11 protein-coding genes and 1 tRNA gene are annotated in these 15,767 nt (G+C 42.5%); 8 read left to right on the forward strand and 4 right to left on the reverse strand.

All coding sequences use genetic code 11. The annotated features are described in order from the left end of the window. Window positions 1–132: 132 nt before the first annotated feature. Window positions 133–537 carry a hypothetical protein gene (locus FTV42_RS04520; RefSeq protein ID WP_180037685.1) on the reverse strand — a complete coding sequence of 135 codons (405 nt, stop codon included), beginning with the start codon at window positions 535–537 and terminating at the stop codon, window positions 133–135. Between the two features lie 174 nt (window positions 538–711). On the opposite strand from FTV42_RS04520, the gene FTV42_RS04525 reads away from it, so the two are divergent. Then, window positions 712–788, forward strand: a tRNA-Met gene (locus FTV42_RS04525). Between the two features lie 217 nt (window positions 789–1,005). Here FTV42_RS04525 and FTV42_RS04530 read toward each other — a convergent pair. The 3 genes from FTV42_RS04530 to gltA all read right to left on the reverse strand — a co-directional run bounded on the left by FTV42_RS04530 (window position 1,006) and on the right by gltA (window position 4,939). After that, window positions 1,006–2,631 carry an NAD+ synthase gene (locus FTV42_RS04530; RefSeq protein ID WP_180037687.1) on the reverse strand — a complete coding sequence of 542 codons (1,626 nt, stop codon included), beginning with the start codon at window positions 2,629–2,631 and terminating at the stop codon, window positions 1,006–1,008. 373 nt (window positions 2,632–3,004) lie between these two features. Beyond that, a complete protein-coding gene (locus FTV42_RS04535) occupies window positions 3,005–3,508 on the reverse strand; it encodes a hypothetical protein (protein ID WP_180037689.1) in 504 nt (167 codons plus the stop codon). 156 nt (window positions 3,509–3,664) lie between these two features. Next, window positions 3,665–4,939, reverse strand: a complete 1,275-nt coding sequence (gene gltA / locus FTV42_RS04540; RefSeq protein WP_004279429.1) for a citrate synthase — start codon at window positions 4,937–4,939, stop codon at window positions 3,665–3,667. A gap of 1,005 nt (window positions 4,940–5,944) precedes the next feature. Here gltA and sdhC point away from each other — a divergent pair. The 7 genes from sdhC (at window position 5,945) to lpdA (ending at window position 15,752) form a co-directional block, all read left to right on the forward strand. Next, on the forward strand, window positions 5,945–6,343 hold the full coding sequence (sdhC, locus tag FTV42_RS04545; protein WP_004279430.1) for a succinate dehydrogenase, cytochrome b556 subunit: 399 nt from the start codon (window positions 5,945–5,947) through the stop codon (window positions 6,341–6,343). Continuing rightward, a complete protein-coding gene (gene sdhD / locus FTV42_RS04550) occupies window positions 6,343–6,708 on the forward strand; it encodes a succinate dehydrogenase, hydrophobic membrane anchor protein (protein WP_004279431.1) in 366 nt (121 codons plus the stop codon). The genes sdhC and sdhD overlap by 1 nt, the downstream gene beginning before the upstream one ends. 12 nt (window positions 6,709–6,720) lie before the next feature. Then, a complete protein-coding gene (locus FTV42_RS04555) occupies window positions 6,721–8,619 on the forward strand; it encodes an FAD-binding protein (RefSeq protein ID WP_180037692.1) in 1,899 nt (632 codons plus the stop codon). A 14-nt stretch (window positions 8,620–8,633) separates the two neighbouring features. Continuing rightward, window positions 8,634–9,344, forward strand: a complete 711-nt coding sequence (locus FTV42_RS04560; RefSeq protein ID WP_004279433.1) for a succinate dehydrogenase iron-sulfur subunit — start codon at window positions 8,634–8,636, stop codon at window positions 9,342–9,344. Window positions 9,345–10,166: 822 nt separating this feature from the next. After that, window positions 10,167–12,989: a 2-oxoglutarate dehydrogenase E1 component gene (locus FTV42_RS04565; RefSeq protein WP_004279434.1), complete on the forward strand. Its 2,823-nt coding sequence runs from the start codon at window positions 10,167–10,169 to the stop codon at window positions 12,987–12,989. An 18-nt stretch (window positions 12,990–13,007) separates the two neighbouring features. Continuing rightward, the gene (gene odhB, locus FTV42_RS04570; RefSeq protein ID WP_004279435.1) at window positions 13,008–14,222 is read left to right on the forward strand and encodes a 2-oxoglutarate dehydrogenase complex dihydrolipoyllysine-residue succinyltransferase; all 1,215 of its coding nucleotides are present in this window, start codon (window positions 13,008–13,010) and stop codon (window positions 14,220–14,222) included. A 99-nt stretch (window positions 14,223–14,321) separates the two neighbouring features. Continuing rightward, complete coding sequence (gene lpdA, locus FTV42_RS04575) at window positions 14,322–15,752, forward strand: dihydrolipoyl dehydrogenase (RefSeq protein ID WP_004279436.1); 1,431 nt, start codon at window positions 14,322–14,324, stop codon at window positions 15,750–15,752. Window positions 15,753–15,767: the final 15 nt, after the last annotated feature.

Consider the following 15,767-nt stretch of genomic DNA (forward strand, 5'->3'; position numbering starts at 1 on the left):
CAAGTAAATACATAGGTATAATATCTAATAGATTAAAAAATGAAGCACCTGTTTAGAGCTATTTAATTGGGTGATTTATTTAGCCTAAGTTAATAATTTATATGTAATTAATGTGATAGCCTAAGACAGTGATTAATCACATCGAATAGAGGTCGGGTCTAATTTTATTTGCGGTGACAGCTGTTCATAGCGATTTAAAATTGTTTGAGTTTCACCTGCATAAATTTTTTGCTGTAGCTGCCGGATTTTATGTTCTGTCACATGTAAACGCGCACAATGTAATGCAATCTGATTTTCCCGGGTTACCGCCAGTCGTTGGCTCTGATCATATTCCGGATAGCGCCCGATTTTCTGCTGTGCTCTGCTGAGTTGTGCCAAGGACCGTTTTTGCTGCATGCTCATCAGTTGCTGCTGATTAATCCACTGTGCCACATCACGTCTGACGCCATTATAATCTATGAAAATAGGTGAGATGATCTGGCAGGCACTCAGGCTTGAAAGACCAATGAGTAAAATAAATATTTTGATTTTATACATCTAAAGAATCCTCAAAGAATTAAATGGTGCTATGAATGCGTGAATTACATACTAAAAAACCTTTTTTGTTTAAAATTTAAAAGTTTATTTCGTATTTGCATAAAGACTGAACATTTGTTTTTTAAAATGCTTGACGATAGAAGCTGAAATTACGATAATGCGCACACAGTTTACGGCTATGTAGCTCAGTTGGTTAGAGCACCGCACTCATAATGCGGGGGTCACAAGTTCAAGTCTCGTCATAGCCACCATTTTAAAAGACCAAGCTCTCAGCTTGGTCTCTTTTTTTGTCTTTTAAAAAGCACTGCAAACCACAAAAAAATATTTGAAGCATCCACTAATTTTTAGTTTCCACAAAACATTATTTTTCCTTCTTGATGTTGGGGCTATTCTTCATTTTACTGCCGCATAAAAAAATCGCCCAAGCATTCCTTGGGCGATTCTGATTTACATCATTGAGAGCAGAATTTAGCTACCTGCTTTCCAGCCATTCACAATTGGATAACGACGCTCACGGCCATAAGAGCGTGAGCTGATACGTGGTCCAATGGCACCTTGGCGGCGCTTGTACTCATTGATATCAACCAGACGAATCACTTTTTTCACGACTTCAGCATCAAAGCCTTTGGCAATGATATCGTCTTGACTCATATCTTCTTCAATATAAGAGTACAAGATCGCATCTAGAATGTCATAGGCAGGTAAAGAGTCTTGATCGACCTGATCTGGACGCAGTTCTGCTGAAGGTGGACGGGTAATCACACGTTCCGGAATCACTGGAGTTTCTGAAATGCTGTTACGATATTTAGCCAGTTCAAACACAATGGTTTTATACACATCTTTCAGAACTGCATAACCACCGACCATATCGCCATACAGGGTGCAATAACCGACAGCTAGTTCAGACTTATTACCGGTTGCCAGCACCAGATTACCGAATTTGTTAGATAGGGCCATCAATAAGGTGCCCCGTGAACGTGCTTGCAGGTTTTCCTCGGTAGCATCGACTGGAGCGTTGCCAAAGAACGGGAATAGCACCTGCATAAAGCCGCTTACCACTGGATTGATTTCGGCAATACCGAAAGTCACGCCCATATTTTTGGCTTGAGCCGCTGCATCTTCCACACTGATTTGTGCGGTATAGGTATAAGGCATCATCACAGCTTGAACTTTGTATGCGCCAAGCGCATCTACAGCAATCGCTAGGGTCAGGGCAGAGTCAATGCCGCCAGACAGTCCCAGAATCACACCTGGGAAGCCAGAACGCTGTACATAATCACGTGTAGCCATGACCAGGCTTTGATAAATCTCAGCCATGGTGTCTAAAGCAGGTGCAATTGCACCTTTGCTGAATTGCAGTTGTTCAGCATTAAATTCTGCAATTGCCAGATTTTCCTGGAAAGCTGGTGCCTGTAAAGCCACCTCGCCAGATTTGTTGAGCACAAAACTGGTACCGTCAAAGATCAGATCATCTTGGCCACCGACCTGGTTACAGTACACCAGATTGATATTTAGCTGTTTGACCAAGGCCGCCATGGTTTCAATGCGATGTTGTGGTTTACCCACTTCATATGGCGATGCATTCAGTACCAAAGCTGTGTCGATATTCAATTTTGCCAGTTGCTGAACAGTGGCTAAAGACCAGACATCTTCACAGATCAGTACGCCAAATTTATGTCCAAGATACTCAAAAACCAGATGCTGATGACCTTCGCCAAAATAACGCTTTTCATCAAATACGCCATAGTTTGGCAACACTTGCTTGTTATAAACACCCAGTACTTCGCCATCTTTCATGACAGCAGCCGAGTTATAACGCTGACCATCTTCAGTTTGATTAACAAAACCAAAGACCATGACAATATCTTTTACTTCAGTCAGTTTTTCAAAAGCCGCTTTGGTGCGTTTCACCAGGCTCGGGCGAATTAATAAGTCTTCTGCAGGGTAGCCCAGCGTTGAAAGTTCAGGAAAGATAATCAGATCCGCTTTATCTTTTTTAGCCTGATTCGCCAGATCAATCATTTTTTGCGTATTTGCATCCAGATTGCCCACATGTGGAGAGAATTGAGCAATCGCAATTTTAAAACTTTTCATTCCAAGTAAATCCTATTCCTATAGGTTGATACACTAAATTACTGATTTTTATAATTCTAATTATTCAGTTGAGTGCACTTCGATATTCATAAAATGCCAAATGGCTTAAATAAAAAAACTTTTTATCGCATGATCATTGAATCTTAATGTGCGATGCAAAATAATCATACCGGCCTATTTTATCGAAATTTTATCGATAAGCTAGAGTTGATTTAGCAGAACAGGCATTGAGTGAAAAAAGTTATTATATAAAATTAGAAAATATGCTGATTTTTTATGCATCTAGGCTTATGTAGATTTAAAGACTGAAATCTAAATTTTGGCTTTTAAAATATGCCTTAGCTATATTGTTTGGAATTAAACTGATTAAATATCATCTGTTTATTTTTGGATTTAAAATAATATTCGGAATTTTTTTTAGAAAAATATCCCGGGCAATATCGCCTTGTTGTTCAATATTGTAGGTTGAAAATGATTTGTTGGGATTAAATTGATATTTGTACGGATTATATTTTCCCAAGCTGAGAAAATAAGCACTTTGTAAAAATGCCCCTTTTAAAAGCACATTGATGCGGCATTGGTGTTGATAAATATGCGCCATCTCATGAATAAAGAGCGCTTGATAAGATAAACTCTCGCGTGAATAATCTTCCCGATAATTTAAATTGCGTACATGTATGTAGCCACTGGGCGCCATAATGACATGTTTGGATTGCCAGGGCAGGTAGGGGTGATTCATGATTTTAACGCGGGAATAATCGATCAGGTTGCCAAATACTCGTTGGGAAATTTTGATTTCACCAGACGTTAAACTGCGGCACTTAAACTGTTCAAAACGAACCAGTCTCAAAATAAAGGGCAGAAAATACAACAGCATTCAATATACGTCCTGTTTTTAGGTGACTTAATCCGTGAATATAATTTTCATATATTCATTTTAAAACGTTTCAGATCAACTTTTTGTAGGCTTTTGTCAGTGCTAAAAAAACCACCCGGGTGGGTGGTTTTCTTGAGTCTTTCGACGCGGTTCGAATTAACGAACGATATCGCGTTGAACTTCGCCAGTGTAAAGTTGACGAGGACGACCGATCTTGTAAGGACCGCTGTGCATTTCTAACCAGTGGCTGATCCAGCCAACAGTACGTGCAAGCGCGAAGATCACAGTAAACATTTCAGTCGGGATACCAATCGCTTTAAGGATGATACCTGAGTAGAAGTCTACGTTCGGGTAAAGGTTACGCTTGATGAAGTATTCGTCAGAAAGCGCGATACGTTCAAGTTCCATAGCCAATGCAAGCTGTGGATCATTGATGCCAAGTGCACCAAGAACTTCGTCACAAGTTTCTTTCATTACTTTCGCGCGTGGATCGAAGTTTTTGTAAACTCGGTGACCAAAGCCCATCAGTTTAACTTCTTTAGTCTTCACTTTTTCCATGAAGCCAGCAACGTTTTCTACAGTGCCGATTTCGTCAAGCATCTTAAGAACAGCTTCGTTCGCGCCGCCATGAGCAGGACCCCAAAGTGCAGAGATACCAGCAGCGATACATGCATACGGGTTAGCACCAGTAGAACCAGCTAAACGTACGGTAGACGTAGAAGCATTTTGTTCGTGGTCAGCATGAAGCGTGAAGATACGGTCCATTGCTTTTGCAAGAATCGGATCAACTTTGTAATCACGGTCTGCAGGCGTAGCAAACATCATGTGCAGGAAGTTTTCTGCATAACCAAGGTCGTTACGTGGGTAAACGAATGGTTGGCCGATGGTGTACTTGTAGCTCCAAGCCGCCAGCGTAGGAATCTTCGCGATTAAACGAATCGCAGTGATTTCACGGTGGTTCACATCTTCGATGTCAAGGTTGTTGTGATAGAACGCAGACAACGCACCCACCACACCGACCATGATCGCCATAGGATGCGCATCACGACGGAAACCATTGTAGAAACGGCTAACTTGATCGTGAACCATCGTGTGGTTACGTACTTTAGCGTCAAATTCTTCTTTTTGCTCAGCAGTTGGAAGTTCGCCATTTAACAATAAATAGCAAGTTTCCAGGTAATCAGCTTTAGTCGCCAATTGATCGATTGGGTAGCCACGGTGTAAAAGTACACCTTTGTTACCATCGATGAACGTGATTTTAGACTCGCACGCAGCTGTCGCCATAAAACCAGGATCAAAAGTAAAGTGACCTGCAGCCAACACATCTTTAACGTCGATTACATCTGGGCCCAATGTGCCGCTGTAAATTGGTAGTTCAATTTCTTTGCCATCAAGCTGTAAAACGGCTTTCTTGCCAGTTGCTTCAGACATTCAATAGATCTCCTGTCCTGGTGAATGTATATCCGCTTTGTCTATCAATCTTTTAATGCACAAAACGGACGGATCAAAAATTTGCTATAAGATTAGTGAGTACTGAAATTTTGTCAATTATACTTATGGATGAAAAATGACGGCCGCACAGCAGTTTAGTCACATTCGCTCAGTATAAAAAGTTCAGTAAAATCACAGCATCAAACCTCTATAATAAGTCAAATTGATGCAGAGGTGCAGAAAAAAATAGACTGCTTGGGGCATTTGTAAGCGTTTTTTCGTAGCAAGAAATGCGAGCGAAAATAGTGAGAGATTAAGGTGAATATGCTTAAAACTATATAAATCTCATAACTTACATCGTTTTTACCAAGCTGAATTTCACAGGTAGAATTATAAATAAAAGCAATTAATTGAATTTTGAATCCGGTTCAATTGATTAAAAAGTAGCTTAATAAATGGCCAACTTTGCAGCAAAGGTAGGCAGTATAAAAATAAATGAATGATTTTTTGAATCTAAATGCTTCAAATCGATTGAAAAAGCCATCGTGTGGTGCACTAAGTCGCTATTTAACATCAGGTTATCTGAATCAGCGAGCTGCTGCTTGATTGGGGTAATTGGTCTGTTAAATATAGACACTTGATTTAAATCTGAATTAAACAGAGATTTAAATAATATTTGTGATGGAACTGTGCATCTTTAGTCTAAAACTCAAACATGATCCTGTAGGCTGAAAACCGAGTAAATTAATCATCTTAATTATTTAAAAACAATAATATAGATAGGAATTGAGAGGGCAGAATAATATATAAAGCACGACTTATTGTTGTTAATGATTCTTATTTAATGGTTTTTTAGCCAAAAAGCCAAATTCAGCCGTTTGTATTTTAATAGTTCACGTTTTATAATTCAGTGTCGTTTTGATTTTAGGCATGTATTTGCCTGAGAATGCCAGCTTTCCTTCGAATTAATTCCAACAAACTCCGGATGGAGTTTTTACTTACAGGATGCCCGCTGTGAAAAGCAACAGACCTGTCAATTTGTCCATGGGTCAAGTTTTAGAAGTAAACTTAAAATCACCCGTGGCTATTGCATCAATTCTACACCGTCTTTCAGGTGTTATCGTATTCTTACTCGTACCGGTCCTTCTATGGATTTTAGACAAGTCATTGTCTTCGCCTGAAGGTTTTGCGCAAGTTCAAGAAATCTTTAACGGTTTCATTGTTCGCTTTATTGTATGGGTATTTGTCGCCGGCATGATTTTTCACTTTATTGCGGGTGTTAAGCATTTACTTGCTGACATTGGCGTTGCTGAAGAACTAGAAAGTGGCCGTGTTGCATCTACTATCGCATTAATCTTGTCTGCAATCGGTATTGTTGCAGCATTTGTATGGATCGTACTCTAATGAAAAGCGCTACTGGTTTAACAGGTTCAGGTTCTCGCGATTGGTTTCTCCAACGTGTCAGTGCTGTAGTTCTAGCTGTTTATACCGTTGTTGTACTGGGTTGGATTCTACTGAATGGTGGTTTCAACTTTGAACAGTGGTACGGCTTTATGATGACAGTTCCAATGAAGATCATGTCTTTGTTGGCGGTCTTATCTCTTGTTGCACACGCATGGATCGGCATGTGGCAGGTATTCACGGATTATGTGACTACTCGTCAAATGGGTCCTTCAGCTTCAGGTTTACGCCTTGTACTGACTTCAGCAGTGATCATTGCTGTACTTGCATATGCAATCTGGGCGATCCAGATTTTTTGGGCGAATTGATAGGAAACAATCATGGGCGCTATAAACCCTAAAGAAGATTACACAAATATTCCGCACGAAACTTTCGATGCTGTCATCGTTGGTGGTGGTGGTTCAGGTATGCGTGCGTCTTACCAACTTGCTCAAGCTGGTTTGAAAGTTGCGGTTCTGACTAAAGTATTCCCAACTCGTTCGCACACTGTTGCAGCGCAGGGTGGTATTGGTGCATCTCTTGGTAACATGCAAGAAGATAACTGGCACTACCACTTCTACGACACTGTAAAAGGTTCGGACTGGTTAGGTGACCAAGACGCAATCGAGTTCATGACTCGTGAAGCGCCTCAAGTGGTTTATGAGCTTGAACACCTAGGTATGCCATTCGACCGTAACGCTGATGGTACAATTTACCAACGTCCATTCGGTGGTCACTCAGCAAACTACGGTGAAAAAGCTGTGCCACGTGCATGTGCTGCTGCCGACCGTACTGGTCACGCACTTCTTCACACACTTTATCAAAGCAACGTGAAAATGGGTACTCAATTCTTCGTAGAATGGATTGCACTTGACCTGATCCGTAATGAAGCAGGCGACGTACTTGGTGTAACAGCAATTGACCAGGAAACAGGTAAAATTGCAGTATTCCAGGCGAAAGCGACATTGTTTGCTACTGGTGGTGCTGGTCGTGTTTACCGTGCATCTACAAATGCTTATATCAACACTGGTGACGGTCTTGGTATGGCTGCTCGTGCAGGTATTCCATTACAAGATATGGAATTCTGGCAATTCCACCCAACGGGTGTTGCGGGCGCAGGCGTATTGTTGACTGAAGGTTGTCGTGGTGAAGGTGCAATCCTTCGTAACAAAGACGGCGAACCGTTCATGGAACGTTATGCACCAACTTTGAAAGACTTGGCGCCACGTGACTTCGTATCACGTTCTATGGACCAAGAGATCAAAGAAGGTCGTGGTTGTGGTCCTAAAGGCGATTACATCCTGCTTGATATGACGCACTTGGGTGCTGACACGATCATGAAACGTCTTCCATCTGTATTCGAGATTGGTAAGAAATTCGCGAACGTTGACATCACTAAAGAGCCAATTCCTGTAGTACCAACAATTCATTACCAAATGGGTGGTATTCCAACGAATATTCATGGTCAAGTGGTTGTTCCTGAGTCTCCTGAAACTGAAGCGCTTGTTGCTAACTACAACAAAGACACTGACGTTTACTCTACAAATGCCGAAGGTCGTGATTTTGCTAAGCCAGTAAAAGGCTTCTATGCAATCGGTGAATGTTCATGTGTATCTGTACACGGTGCGAACCGTCTAGGTACGAACTCATTGCTTGACTTGGTTGTATTTGGTAAGGCTGCTGGTCAACATATCATTGAATATGTTACTAAACAGCACGATGGCGAATATGAGCCACTTCCAACAACTGTGCTTCAAGAAACTGTTGAACGTATTCGTAAACTTGACGAATCGACTACAGGTGAGAATGCGCAAGACGTTGCTGATGCAATCCGTGACATCGTTCAAGACCACGCTGGTGTATTCCGTACATCTGCGCTTCTAGACGAAGGTGTGAAGCAGATTCTTGCAATTGAACCGCGCGTACGCAATATTCACTTGAAAGACAAATCTAAAGTATTCAACACTGCACGTATTGAAGCACTTGAAGTTGAAAACTTGTATGAAGTTGCGAAAGCAACGCTTATTTCAGCTGCTGCTCGTAAAGAATGCCGTGGTGCACATACGGTTGTGGACTTTGAGGAGTCTCCAGACCATGCTGAATACCCATATGGTCGTCGTGATGATGAGTGGATGAAGCACACTTTATGGTTCTCTGCGGACAACCGTTTAGAGTACAAGCCAGTTCGTTACCGTCCATTGTCGGTTGACGCGATTCCACCTAAACCACGTACATTCTAATCAGGAGAATTCAGATGAGTAGAGGTACTCGTACATTTCATATCTACCGCTACGATCCTGACAAGGATAAAGCACCGTACATGCAAACTTTCAAACTTGAGCTGACTGACAAGCACCGTATGTTGCTTGATGCACTTCTTGCATTGAAAGTACAGGACGAAACTTTAACGTTCCGTCGTTCATGTCGTGAAGGTATTTGTGGTTCTGATGGCGTAAACATCAATGGTAAAAACGGTTTGGCGTGTCTTTGGAACCTGAACGACTTACCAAATGAAATTACTGTTCGTCCATTGCCTGGTCTTCCTGTAGTGAAAGACCTAGTGGTTGACATGAACCAGTTCTATGATCAGTACAACAAGATCCATCCATTCTTGATCAACAACCAGCCTGCGCCTCCTAAGGAACGTTTACAGTCTCCTGAAGAGCGTGAGCATCTTGATGGTCTATATGAATGTATTCTATGTGCATGCTGTTCAACTTCATGCCCGTCATTCTGGTGGAACCCGGACAAGTTCTTGGGTCCTTCAGCATTGTTGAACGCTTACCGCTTCATTATTGACTCGCGTGATACGGGAACACAAGAGCGTTTGGCTCGTCTAGACGACCCGTTCTCATTGTTCCGTTGTAAAGGCATTATGAACTGTGTATCTGTATGTCCTAAAGGCTTGAACCCAACTAAAGCAATCGGTCACATCCGTAATATGCTTTTAGATATGGCAGGCTAATAGGCTGCTCTTCGCAGTTTAGAAAAAAGCACACCTTCAGGTGTGCTTTTTTTATGCAAACTATTGGAAAAATTAAAAAATCATAGGATAAAAATAAAGATAATATACTTAAAATGTATAAAGTTGAGTGAAACAGTCAGGAAAAGGGTAATGGCTTTGAGCGCCATATAAGAAGAACATGTGATTATTTTGGGTATTTATGATTTTTAGATGTAAAACTGACCTGAAAAATAGCAAGAACGATGTTATTATATAAGGGAAATTTAAGGAGGGAGTGGATTGAAAGGTTTGCTCTCTTTTTATTTATCGGAAATGCTTAGGACTTAAGTCTACATTGAATCTATTTTTGAGATAAAGCACCATATATTAGAGTAAAATATCTGAACTGTATTTAGCCAATTTATGGAAGGTATGTGTCAAAAAAATCAATTGAAAAGTTGAGAACATGTTAGCATTTAGCCCATGACTATGTTTAAAAAATGCCACGTCAGGTACATTTTTTAAACACTGCATAATCAGGGACTGGTATATAAAAGGTAGACCTGAGTCGCTTTAGAAAAAATCTTTGTTAATGCTTGCTTTTTTCTAAGTCGATTTGCAAAAAATTGCCCGGTTTCGATCGGGTATTCAATGAGTGATGATGCCGCTGAGGGGCGTTATTGTTCATTAAACATATCAAGATTTTCTTGGTGTGGTGATAACGCCTCATGGCTTATGCCTTATGGGGGACTAGTATCATATTACCAATTTGATGCTAATAATCCTGGGTTTTGCTTAAAAAGCATCCTGAAAATGTTTTTGCAATAGGAAATGGGTCCACAAATGCAAGAAGTTGCTGACGCTCTGCGTCTTGACACTGAACTTTCCGCTGATAGTGCAGCGTATATTGAAGAACTTTATGAGCAGTATCTGACTGCTCCAGACTCAGTGGGTGCTGACTGGAGAGCGTACTTCGATAAATTCCCAAAAGGTGATCAACCACACAGTAATGTACGTGAGCAATTCCTACTTTTAGGTCGCAATTCAAGCCGTATTCAGCCTATTGTTCAGTCGACAGTCAGCTCAGAGCATGAACGTCGTCAAATTGGCGTGCTACAGCTGATTGCAGCGTACCGTAACCGTGGCCACCAGAAAGCAAAACTGGATCCATTAGGTTTGGCGAAGCGTGAAGTTGTGCCTGATCTAGATCTTGCTGCGCATGGTTTGACTCAGTCAGACCTAGATACAGTATTCAATACTGGCAACCTGGCGATCGGTAAAGAAGAAGCGACTTTGGCTGAAATGGTTCAGTCAATGGAAGCCACTTACTGTGGTTCAATCGGTGCTGAATACATGCACATCGTGGACACCAAAGAAAAACGTTGGATTCAACAACGTCTAGAAAGTGCACGCGGTCAATATGGCTTCAATGCTGATCAAAAGAAACATGTCCTTGAGCGTTTAACTGCGGCTGAAGGCCTAGAAAAATATCTTGGTAATAAATTCGTTGGTGCCAAACGTTTCGGCGTTGAAGGTGGTGAAGCATTCATCCCGATGGTCAACGAAATTATTCAGCGTGCAGGTTCTGTAGGCTGTAAAGAAGTTGTGATCGGTATGCCTCACCGCGGCCGTTTAAACCTTCTTGTTAACATCATGGGTAAGAACCCGGCTGACCTGTTTGGTGAGTTCGAAGGTAAGTCTATTCACAAGAAAGGTTCTGGTGACGTTAAGTATCACCAAGGCTTCTCTTCAAACGTGATGACTCCAGGTGGCGAAGTTCACTTGGCATTGGCGTTTAACCCGTCACACCTTGAAATCGTTGGCCCTGTGGTTGAAGGTTCAGTACGTGCACGTCAAGTACGTCGTAAAGACATTGGCGGCGATGACGTATTGCCACTAATCGTACACGGTGATGCTGCATTTGCAGGTCAGGGCGTCAACCAGGAAACTTTCCAGATGTCACAAACTCGCGGTTATACCGTGGGTGGTACAGTGCACATTGTGATTAACAACCAGGTTGGTTTCACGACGTCTGATCCACGTGACGCGCGTTCTACAGAATACTGTACTGACATCGCTAAAATGATTCAGGCACCGATCTTCCATGTCAATGGTGATGATCCTGAAGCGGTGGTGTTCATTTCACAATTGGCACATGACTTCCGTCATACTTTCCGCAAAGACGTTGTGATTGACATGTTCTGCTACCGTCGTCGTGGTCATAACGAAGCGGATGAGCCAGCTGCAACTCAACCAATGATGTATCAAGTGATTAACAAGAAAGCGACCACGCGTACGCTTTATGCGGATCAGCTGGTACAGCAGGGTGTTCTTGATCGCGCAAGTGCAGATCAAATGGTTGAAAATTATCGTGCAGACCTGGAAGCGGGTAATCATGTTGCCAATGCACTGGTACTTGAACCAAACAAAAAAATGTTTGTGGACTGGACGCCTTACCTAGGTCATGAGTACACAGACGAATGGGATACAACTTTCCCAATCGAACGTCTAAAAGAGCTTGGCAAGAAAATGCGTGAGCTTCCTGAAGGCTTCGTGATGCAGCGTCAAGTTGCAAAAGTAATTGATGATCGTCTGAAAATGCAAACGGGCGAGATGCCATTGAACTGGGGTGCTGCTGAAACTCTGGCGTATGCAACTGTACTAGATGATGGTTACTTGCTTCGTTTAACTGGTGAAGACGTAGGTCGTGGTACTTTCTCACACCGTCATGCAAAACTGCATAATCAGGTAGATGGTTCAACTTATCTTCCACTGTGTAACCTGAAAGAAAACCAGCCGCGTACTGCAATCTATGACTCTTTGTTGTCAGAAATGGCTGTATTGGCATTTGAATATGGTTATGCGACGACTCTTCCTAAGAGTTTGATCATCTGGGAAGCACAATTCGGTGACTTCGCAAACTGTGCACAGGTTGTCATTGACCAGTTCATCTCATCTGGTGAAACCAAATGGGAGCGTGTATGTGGCTTAACTATGCTTCTTCCACACGGTTTTGAAGGTCAAGGTCCAGAACATTCATCTGCACGTTTGGAACGTTTCTTGCAGCTATGTGCTGAAGACAACATGCAAGTCATCACACCGACTACGCCTGCGCAGATTTTCCACGCATTACGTCGTCAAGCGATTCGTCCAATCCGTAAGCCATTGATTGTTACTTCGCCGAAATCTTTACTTCGTCACAAGCTTGCTGTATCTAGCCTTGAAGAGCTTGCAAACGGTACATTCCAAACCGTGATTGATGAAGTAGACAACATCAACAAGTCAGATGTAACCCGTCTGGTTCTGTGTGGTGGTAAGGTGTATTACGACCTAGTTGAAAAACGTCGTGAAAAAGAATTGAACAACACTGCAATTGTACGTATTGAACAATTATATCCATACCCAGAAAAACGCCTGGCAGAAGTGCTTGCGCAATATCCAAACGTTAAAGAACTTGTTTGGGCGCAAGAAGAACCGAAGAACCAAGGCGCTTGGTTGTTCATCGCACCGCGTCTATATGACGACGTGATGAAAGCGGGTAAACAAGTACGTATTAGCTATGCAGGCCGTGAAGCTTCTGCTGCACCGGCATGTGGTTCACCATATTTGCATGCAAAACAACAAGCTCAGCTCATCAACGACGCGCTTGCGATCGACGCTGAATAATCCAGGAGATTCTAAGTAATGGCAACCGAAATTAAAGCACCGGTATTCCCAGAGTCAGTTGCGGACGGTACGATCGCAACTTGGCACAAACAACCAGGTGAAGCAGTGTCACGTGATGAAGTGATCTGCGATATTGAGACTGATAAAGTTGTTTTAGAAGTTGTTGCTCCTGCAGACGGTACACTTGCATCTATTATTAAAGGTGAAGGCGATACTGTTCTTTCAGCTGAAGTCATTGCACAGTTTGAAGAAGGTGCTGTTTCTGGCGCTACGCAAACTCAAGCAGTGCAGTCTGAAGAGAAAGTTGAACAAGCTGCTGCGCAAACTGAAGCGGGTAATGCACCGATCGTTGAACGTCAACAAGTACAGGATCAGGCTCCAGCAGTGCGTAAAGCATTGACTGAATCTGGTGTTGCAGCTGCTGACGTTGCAGGTACAGGCCGTGGCGGTCGCATCACGAAAGAAGATGTGGCAAATCATCAAGCGAAACCGGCAGCACCTGCAGCGCAACCATTAAGCGTTGCAGTGGGCGAGCGTATCGAAAAACGTGTTCCTATGACTCGCCTTCGTAAGCGTGTTGCTGAACGTTTACTTGCAGCGACTCAAGAAACTGCAATGTTGACCACGTTCAACGAAGTGAACATGAAACCAATCATGGAAATGCGTGCTCAATACAAAGATGCATTCGAGAAGCGTCATGGTGCGCGTCTTGGCTTCATGTCATTCTTCGTTAAAGCAGCAACTGAAGCACTTAAACGCTATCCAGCGGTAAATGCTTCAATTGATGGCGATGACATCGTGTATCACGGTTACTACGACATCGGTGTTGCAGTTTCATCTGAGCGTGGTCTAGTGGTTCCTGTTCTTCGTGATACAGACCGCATGAACTATGCTGAAGTTGAAAACGGCATCCGTGCATATGCCGGCAAGGCACGTGACGGTAAACTGGGTATCGAAGATATGACTGGCGGTACATTCACTATTACTAATGGTGGTACTTTCGGTTCATTGCTTTCTACACCAATTCTAAATACACCACAAACTGCGATTCTGGGTATGCATAAAATCCAGGAACGTCCGATGGCGGTGAATGGTCAAGTAGAAATCTTGCCAATGATGTACCTTGCACTGTCTTATGACCACCGTTTAATCGATGGTAAAGAAGCAGTCGGTTTCCTTGTAACAATCAAAGAATTGTTAGAAGAGCCAGCGCGTCTGATCCTTGATCTGTAATTTATTCATTAAAAATCTCCCCTAACCCCTCTTTAAAAAGAGGGGAAGATCCCCCTTTGGAAAAGGGGGATTAATAAGGGGGATTAGTTGGAGATAAACATGTCTCAATTCGATTTAGTCGTAATTGGTGGTGGCCCGGGCGGCTACGAAGCAGCAATTCGTGCAGCTCAACTTGGTTTTAAAGTTGCGTGTATCGAAAAACGTATTCATAAAGGTAAACCCTCTTTAGGTGGTACTTGCTTAAACGTCGGTTGTATTCCGTCTAAAGCTTTACTTGATTCTTCACATCGTTATGAAGATACAGTTCAACATCTAGATGACCATGGTATTACGACTGGTGAAGTTAAATTCGATCTTTCTAAAATGCTGGCTCGTAAAGACAAAGTTGTAGATCAATTGACTGGCGGTATCGATCAGTTACTTAAAGGTAATGGCATCGAGTGGTTAAAAGGTACGGGTAAACTGCTTGCAGGTAAAAAAGTAGAATTTGTTTCTCACGAAGGTGAAACTCAAGTTTTAGAGCCTAAATATGTGATTCTTGCGACGGGTTCTGTACCAGTAAATATTCCAGTGGCTCCTGTAGATCAAGACTTAATTGTTGATTCTACTGGCGCGCTTGAATTCCCAGAAGTACCTAAGCGTTTAGGTGTAATTGGTGCGGGCGTGATCGGTCTTGAGCTTGGTTCTGTATGGCGTCGTTTGGGTGCTGAAGTTGTTGTATTTGAAGCAATGGATGCATTCTTACCAATGGCTGATAAAGCATTGGCAAAAGACTTCCAAAAACTGTTGACTAAGCAAGGTATGGATATCCGTATCGGTGCAAAAGTTGCAGGTACTGAAATCAATGGTCGTGAAGTAACGGTTAAATATAACCAAGCTGGTGAAGACAAAACTGAAACTTTCGATAAATTGATCGTTTGTGTCGGTCGTCGCGCATATGCTGAAGGTTTATTGGCTGATGATTCAGGCATTAAATTGACTGAACGCGGTTTGGTTGAAGTCAACGATTGGTGTGCAACTTCAGTTGAAGGCGTATACGCAATTGGTGACTTGGTACGTGGTCCAATGCTTGCGCATAAAGCAATGGAAGAAGGCGTAATGGCGGTTGAGCGTATTCACGGTCATGCTGCACAAGTGAATTATGACACCATTATTTCTGTAATTTACACACATCCGGAAGCGGCGTGGGTAGGTTTAACAGAACAGCAAGCGACTGAAAAAGGTCACGAAGTTAAAACGGGTCAATTCGGTTTTGCTGTGAACGGTCGTGCTTTAGCTGCGGGTGAAGGTGCCGGTTTCGTGAAGTTTGTTGCTGATGCAAAAACTGACCGTCTACTCGGTATGCACGTAATCGGGCCTGCTGCGTCTGATATCGTTCACCAAGGTATGATCGCACTTGAGTTCGTATCTTCAGTTGAAGATCTACAGTTGATGACTTTCGGTCACCCGACATTCTCTGAAGTGGTACATGAAGCTGCACTTGCAGTTGATGGTCGTGCGATTCACGCGATCCAACGTAAGCGTAAGTAATTCGAAAAAAGAGCG

The organism is Acinetobacter sp. YH16052 (genome assembly GCF_013417155.1).
Taxonomy (GTDB): domain Bacteria; phylum Pseudomonadota; class Gammaproteobacteria; order Pseudomonadales; family Moraxellaceae; genus Acinetobacter.